The organism is Vibrio sp. 10N.222.48.A3 (assembly GCF_041475345.1).
GTDB classification, from domain to species: domain Bacteria; phylum Pseudomonadota; class Gammaproteobacteria; order Enterobacterales; family Vibrionaceae; genus Vibrio; species Vibrio tasmaniensis_A.
This window is the reverse complement of record NZ_JBFRVX010000655.1, coordinates 1-7,064: the sequence shown is the minus strand read 5'-3', so window position 1 is coordinate 7,064 and position 7,064 is coordinate 1. Positions and strand designations below refer to the sequence as shown.

The window sequence follows — 7,064 nt, the reverse complement described above, 5'->3', positions numbered from 1 at the left end:
AGAGATCTCTGAGCAACATCGTGCTCTAGGTCAAATCAAGCAAATGGCTGAGAAATACGGTTTCGATATCTCTGAGCCAGCTCAAACTGCTCAAGAAGCTATTCAGTGGACTTACTTCGGCTACCTAGCTGCTGTTAAATCTCAAAACGGTGCTGCAATGTCTCTAGGTCGTACTTCGACTTTCCTAGACATCTACATCGAGCGTGATATCGCTGCTGGCAAAATCACAGAAGACCAAGCACAAGAGATGATCGACCACTTCGTAATGAAGCTGCGTATGGTTCGTTTCCTACGTACTCCTGAGTACGATGAGCTATTCTCTGGCGACCCAATCTGGGCTACAGAGTCTATGGGTGGTATGGGTGTTGATGGTCGTACGCTAGTAACGCGTTCGAACTTCCGTTTCCTTAACTCTCTATACACTATGGGTCCTTCTCCAGAGCCAAACATCACTGTTCTTTGGTCTGAGCAACTACCTGACGGCTTCAAGCGTTTCTGTGCGAAGGTATCTATCGATACTTCTTCTATCCAGTACGAAAATGATGACCTAATGCGTCCTGACCTTGGTTCTGATGATTACGCAATCGCTTGTTGTGTATCACCAATGATCGTTGGTAAGCAAATGCAGTTCTTCGGCGCTCGTGCTAACCTTGCAAAAACTATGCTTTACGCAATCAACGGCGGCGTTGATGAGAAGCTTAAAATGCAAGTTGGCCCAGTTGGCGACAAGATCACTGACGAAGTACTTAACTACGATGACGTAATGGGTCGCCTAGACACATTCATGGATTGGTTAGCTAAGCAATACGTGACAGCTCTAAACAGCATTCACTTCATGCACGACAAGTACAGCTACGAAGCGTCTCTAATGGCTCTTCATGACCGTGACGTTCGTCGTACTATGGCTTGTGGTATCGCTGGTCTGTCTGTTGCAGCTGACTCACTGTCTGCAATCAAATTCGCGACTGTTAAACCAATCCGCGACGAAGATGGCATTGCAACTGACTTCGAAATCGAAGGCGATTACCCTAAATACGGTAACAACGACTCTCGTGTAGATGACATTGCTTGTGAACTAGTTTCTACGTTCATGAACAAGATCCGTAAGCTTAAGACTTACCGTGATTCAATCCCTACACAGTCAGTTCTTACTATCACGTCTAACGTGGTATACGGTAAGAAAACAGGTAACACTCCAGACGGTCGTCGTGCTGGCGCTCCTTTCGCTCCTGGTGCAAACCCAATGCACGGTCGTGATGAGAAAGGCGCTGTAGCTTCACTAACGTCTGTAGGTAAACTACCGTTTGCTGATGCTCAAGATGGTATCTCTTACACTTTCTCTATCGTGCCAAACGCACTAGGTAAAGAAGAAGATAGCCAACGTGCTAACCTTGCAGGCCTAATGGATGGTTACTTCCACCACGAAGCTGGCATTGAAGGTGGTCAACACCTTAACGTGAACGTTCTTAACCGTGAAACTCTAGAAGACGCAGTTAAGCACCCTGAGAAATACCCTCAGCTAACGATTCGTGTTTCTGGTTACGCTGTACGCTTTAACTCTCTGACTACAGAGCAGCAAGCTGACGTAATCGCACGTACATTTACTGAGTCTCTATAAGCTCACGCTCAATAGACAGTAAAAACTATTAGCCTCGCCAATGTGCGGGGCTTTTTTATATCTACTCTAAATCTCATCAATACCCCCTCCCCCAAGAAAGATTAGATTGGCCACAAAAAGCACACTCGCATTCACTTTTTTTCTACAAATCCACTCAAACTACGGTACTATTTCTGTTCATCATTTTAGAGTAACCGCTACATGAAATACCTTCGTTATTTACCACTGATTCTCCTCTCTTGTTCATCACTGGCATCTGAACGCTCTACGTTAACTTTTGCGTTAGACAACGATGGTATCTTTGGTGTCGATCAAGACTATACCAACGGTTTATTTCTGGGTTACACATCGTCAAGTATTACGCCATACGCTTGGGTAAAACCATTGAGCCTTTCCTATTGGGGCGCAAGCTCTTTAGATAAGTGGGAAATCACCATTGGTCACAAGATGTACACGCCTTCTGACATTGAATTAGAAAAACCATCAGCCAATGATCGTCCATACGCAGGTTACCTACATACAGAATTCAACTACATCAGCTTGAACCCACAACAAGCCCAGCGTTTTAACATCACGTTTGGTACTACAGGCGAGCGAGCACTTTCCGAAGACGCTCAAAAACTGGTTCACTCAATCACTAAATCAGACGAACCTATGGGTTGGAAGTATCAAGTTGATGATGAGTACGCAGGTAGCCTTGGTTACTTAAGTCATTTCAACCTAATGCGTAATCAAGCATTAGCGAATACTGACTTCGAGATATCTAACGTATCAGAGATCAACGTTGGTAATTTTAGAAGCGACATTTCTACTGGATTTATGTTCCGTTGGGGTACTGACTTGGGCGGCAACTTTGGCGCAGCGAACATCAGCACAGAAAACCCATTCAAAGCAGGCATGATAGGTGCTTCAAATACAGGTTGGTTTACTTACGCAGGTCTTGAAGGGCGTTACCGATTTAATGACCTGACTGTCGAAGGGGATCGTTCCGGTGTTAATGATTATGCAAAGAAAAATGGCCAAGATCCTGCGATCTACGATGTCACTTTAGAGAACATTCAAGCGACAGCGATACTTGGTGTTGCTTGGTATAACCAATACGTTGGTGCATCTTTCGCACTTACCGCAAAAACACCCGATTACCAAGAAGCAACAAAGTCAGTGTACGGTACTGGTGGCATCACTATGTTTGCTTTCTTCTAGCCATAGAAAAGGCTTTCACCGCCTGCTTTTCAAGTTAAATAAAGGCAATCATCTTCACAGGTGATTGTCTTTATTTTTAAAGACCTAGTTACCATTTGACCCTATTTTATGTACCGTTTTTGTAATAAAATAAACGGTATAAATTCCTATACGAGAATAGCTCATGTCTACAACTGGTCGCATTCACTCATTCGAATCTTGTGGTACTGTCGATGGCCCTGGTATCCGCTTTATTGTGTTTCTTCAAGGCTGCTTAATGCGTTGTATGTACTGCCATAATCGCGATACATGGGATCTTCATGACGGAAAGGAAGTAACGGTCGAAGAGATCATTAACGAAGCAAAATCATACCGTCATTTCATGAAAGCCTCTGGCGGTGGTATCACCTGTTCAGGTGGCGAAGCGATGCTACAACCTGAGTTTGTTCGTGATTTTTTCCGCGCGGCTCAAGCTGAAGGCATCCACACTTGTCTTGATACTAATGGCTATATTCGTAAACACACTGAAGTGGTCGATGAAGTACTAGAAGCCTCTGATCTGGTAATGCTGGATCTTAAACATATGCGAGATGAAATTCACCACGATTTCATTGGTGTATCAAACCGACGTACTCTGGATTTTGCACGCTACCTACACAAAATAGGTAAGAAGACGTGGATTCGTTATGTGATTGTTCCTGGCTACACAGATACGCCAGAAGATGCGCATCTTCTGGGTGAATTCATTAAGGACATGGATAACATCGAAAAAGTAGAACTGCTTCCATACCACAAGCTAGGTGCTCATAAGTGGGAAGCATTGGGTCACGACTACCCTCTTGAAGGTACAAATCCGCCAAGCAAAGAAAAAATGGACGAGATTGTTGCTATCCTCAGTCAATACCATTCAAACGTAAAATACTAATTTAGACTTACGTTAATAGTGATTTCAAACGCCTCAATTTCGATTGGGGCGTTTTCTTTTTTGGTTAAAACAATCCTTTCACTTTTCTTTACAACTTTTGTTTATCAATTCAAAAAATCATATTAAATCCGTGTTGAGATCATGTTTCCACTCTTAGGAATGCTGTTACTCTTACTGCAACAAAATAATATAACATTTAGTTTTTTAGTGAGGTTCCTCCCATGGAAATGACCAATGCTCAGCGTCTAATTCTATCAAATCAATACTACCTAATGTCTCAAATGGATCCTGAGAACTCAGCTAAATACCAGCGTCTACAAACGATTGTAGAACGTGGTTACGAACTCCAAATGCGTGAGCTTAACAAAGAATTTGGTTGTTTAACTGAAGCAGAATGTCGCGAAATTATCGACATTATGGAGATGTACCATGCGATGCAAGAGTCGAATAAAATGCTTGCAGATCAAGAGCGTGCGGAAGTCGACCAACGTCGTCTACAATTCCTAGGTTTCGATATCGCTTCTGAAGCACAAATCGTACATTACGTGCGTTTCCTTGTTGACTCTGAAGGACTTTACCCTCAATTTGACAAAGCAGATCACCACTTCAATAGTCAAATGCCAATGTTAGAAAAGTACCGTCGCATGCTAACAACGTGGCGTAACTGCCCTCGTCAGTACCACCTATGTGCGACAGAGCTATCTCAAATATTTAGTGCTTAGTGCATTAGAAGATTAGCTTTAACTAGGCTTATAAAATTTCAAAAAAAGGGTTACTCATCATGAGTAACCCTTTTTTAATATTCATATATAAAGCGATAAGCCAAAGCACCTAGAATACATAAGCGACACCGACGTTAGCGGCCATGTTAATGCCACTTTCAAGTATTGGGCTATTTTCAATATCACCTTCAAGGTTGGTATAACGCACACCGCCGGTTACTCGAACATTTGGCGTCACATGCAGATAACCACCTAAGCCAATAAAGTATTGGCCATCCCAGTCAGCGTCAAATTCATCTAAATTGGTTCTCGCCGCTTCCGATGAACTCACTCCGTACAGGTGATTATTCAAACGCTTACTGTTATACGAGTAACCAATAGATGGTGTAATCGCCCAGCCATTACGACGAATTGGTAGGCGCCATGCCGCTTCTGCATAGATGCCATTGTGCCTAAACCCTAAGTCTGAGCCCGCTGTCGCTTCAAACATACCGACCAATGTAATCACTTGATAGCTTACACCTCCCAACACCGACGCTTTACGCTCATCTAACTTCTGGATATCAGCATTATCAGAGTCACTTGGCTTTAATGTTCTTGGATCATAAACCGCTCTAAACACAATATTCTGTGGTGAACCTGCAGGTAGCAAGCGATAACCCGCACTGAATCCACGCATGAAAAAATGCTCACCTTCATAACCAATCATGGGAATCACCGTACGATTTGACGGCGTCTCTTTATAGACAGCAGGAGAATAAGAAGCGGCAACGCCCAGTGACCACTGCGATATTTTTGCATGCGTTGCTGTCGAAGCCAGTAACGCCACACTGATAGCCACTATTTTTAACCCATTATTCTTCACTATATTTACCTATTTATTGAGCAACTTTGGATAACGCTGCGCATTATATGGTACTTCATTCCAAAAAATCAATAGAGCTCAGTTATACATCTAATACACATAAATCCAGTGTGAGTATTGTTAAGCGACCTAAAATCACAAAACAAACGGTTAGATCCGCTCGAATGTAAAATAATTCGATTCCACACGCCTCAAGTTGCCTATTGCGCTCGCTACGTTTTTCACACGCAAAATTGTAAATAAATACATAATTGTTAAGCAAAATTGTCGAAGCGGGTCTAACCTTAAAATGTAGGGAGAGCCTATTTTTCAATCGCTCGTCAGTTTTGACTGGTTAACAAGGGGAATGTGACTATGAGTATTTTTGACCACTATCAATCACGTTATGAAGCAGCCAAGGAAGAAGAGCTGACATTGCAAGAGTTCTTAGGGCTGTGTAAAGACGATAAAAGTGCTTACGCGAATGCTGCCGAGCGCTTATTACTCGCCATTGGCGAACCGGAGGTCATTGACACTGCTCAAGACCCTCAACTAAGTCGTATTTTCTCGAACCGTGTCATCTCACGCTACAGTGAATTTAAAGATTTCTACGGCATGGAAGACGCGATTGAACAGATTGTTTCTTATCTAAAACATGCAGCGCAAGGTTTAGAAGAACGTAAGCAAATCCTTTATCTACTTGGCCCTGTGGGCGGTGGTAAATCATCCCTTGCTGAAAAACTCAAGGCACTGATGCAAAAGCTACCAATCTATGTGCTGTCTGCCGATGGTGAGCGAAGCCCAGTGAATGATCACCCCTTCTGTCTATTTGACGTAAACGAAGATGGCGATCTTTTGAAACAAGAGTACGGAATAGAGAAACGTTACATACGCTCTATCATGTCACCTTGGGCAGCGAAACGCCTCCATGACTTCGGTGGTGACATCTCCAAATTCAAAGTCATCAAACTGCGCCCTTCTATTCTCGACCAAGTTGCAATTGCGAAGACAGAGCCTGGTGATGAGAACAACCAAGATATCTCGTCTCTGGTTGGTAAAGTCGATATTCGTAAGCTTGAGCACTTCTCTCAAGATGATCCCGATGCCTATAGTTACTCTGGTGCGCTGTGTAAAGCAAACCAAGGTGTTATGGAGTTCGTAGAGATGTTCAAGGCACCAATCAAAGTCTTGCACCCACTTCTAACGGCAACGCAAGAAGGTAACTTCAACGGTACCGAAGGGCTCTCTGCACTGCCATTTGACGGTATGATTCTAGCTCACTCAAACGAATCCGAGTGGCAGACCTTCCGTAACAACAAAAACAACGAAGCCTTTCTCGACCGTGTGTACATTGTAAAAGTCCCTTACTGTCTGCGCGTCTCTGAAGAAGTTAAGATCTATCAAAAACTGCTTGAGCACAGTGAGCTATCCAAAGCCCCTTGTTCGCCAAGCACACTCGATCTGCTATCGCAATTCAGCATCCTATCGAGATTGAAAGAGCCTGAAAACTCTTCTCTATTCTCAAAAATGCGGGTTTACGATGGTGAGACTCTAAAAGACACCGATCCAAAAGCGAAGAGTTACCAAGAGTACCGAGACTACGCAGGTGTTGACGAAGGCATGTCTGGGCTATCAACGCGTTTCGCCTTTAAGATCCTGTCTCGTGTATTTAACTTCGACCAAGCCGAAGTGGCTGCAAACCCGGTTCACTTGTTCTACGTGATTGAACAACAAATCGAACGTGAACAGTTCCCTCAAGAAACCGCTGAGAAG

General features: G+C 43.4%; 6 protein-coding genes. 5 read left to right on the top strand and 1 reads right to left on the bottom strand.

The window, feature by feature from the left end:
• The 4 genes from AB4653_RS17870 to AB4653_RS17855 form a co-directional block, all read left to right on the top strand.
• Positions 1-1,618: pyruvate formate lyase family protein (locus AB4653_RS17870; protein ID WP_372104883.1), on the top strand; the 1,618-nt coding region annotated here is incomplete at its 5' end.
• Positions 1,619-1,819: 201 nt separating this feature from the next.
• Positions 1,820-2,821, top strand: coding sequence for a lipid A deacylase LpxR family protein (locus AB4653_RS17865; protein ID WP_102257369.1), 1,002 nt, complete (start codon positions 1,820-1,822; stop codon positions 2,819-2,821).
• A 163-nt stretch (positions 2,822-2,984) separates the two neighbouring features.
• Positions 2,985-3,725 carry a pyruvate formate lyase 1-activating protein gene (gene pflA, locus AB4653_RS17860; RefSeq protein WP_009846312.1) on the top strand — a complete coding sequence of 247 codons (741 nt, stop codon included), beginning with the start codon at positions 2,985-2,987 and terminating at the stop codon, positions 3,723-3,725.
• 221 nt (positions 3,726-3,946) lie between these two features.
• Positions 3,947-4,447, top strand: coding sequence for a YfbU family protein (locus tag AB4653_RS17855; protein ID WP_009846313.1), 501 nt, complete (start codon positions 3,947-3,949; stop codon positions 4,445-4,447).
• Positions 4,448-4,556: 109 nt separating this feature from the next.
• On the opposite strand, the gene AB4653_RS17850 is transcribed toward AB4653_RS17855, so the two are convergent.
• A complete protein-coding gene (locus tag AB4653_RS17850) occupies positions 4,557-5,312 on the bottom strand; it encodes a MipA/OmpV family protein (protein ID WP_017102808.1) in 756 nt (251 codons plus the stop codon).
• A 354-nt stretch (positions 5,313-5,666) separates the two neighbouring features.
• Here AB4653_RS17850 and AB4653_RS17845 point away from each other — a divergent pair.
• A partial coding sequence (locus AB4653_RS17845; RefSeq protein WP_372104881.1) for a PrkA family serine protein kinase occupies positions 5,667-7,064 on the top strand: 1,398 nt, incomplete at its 3' end.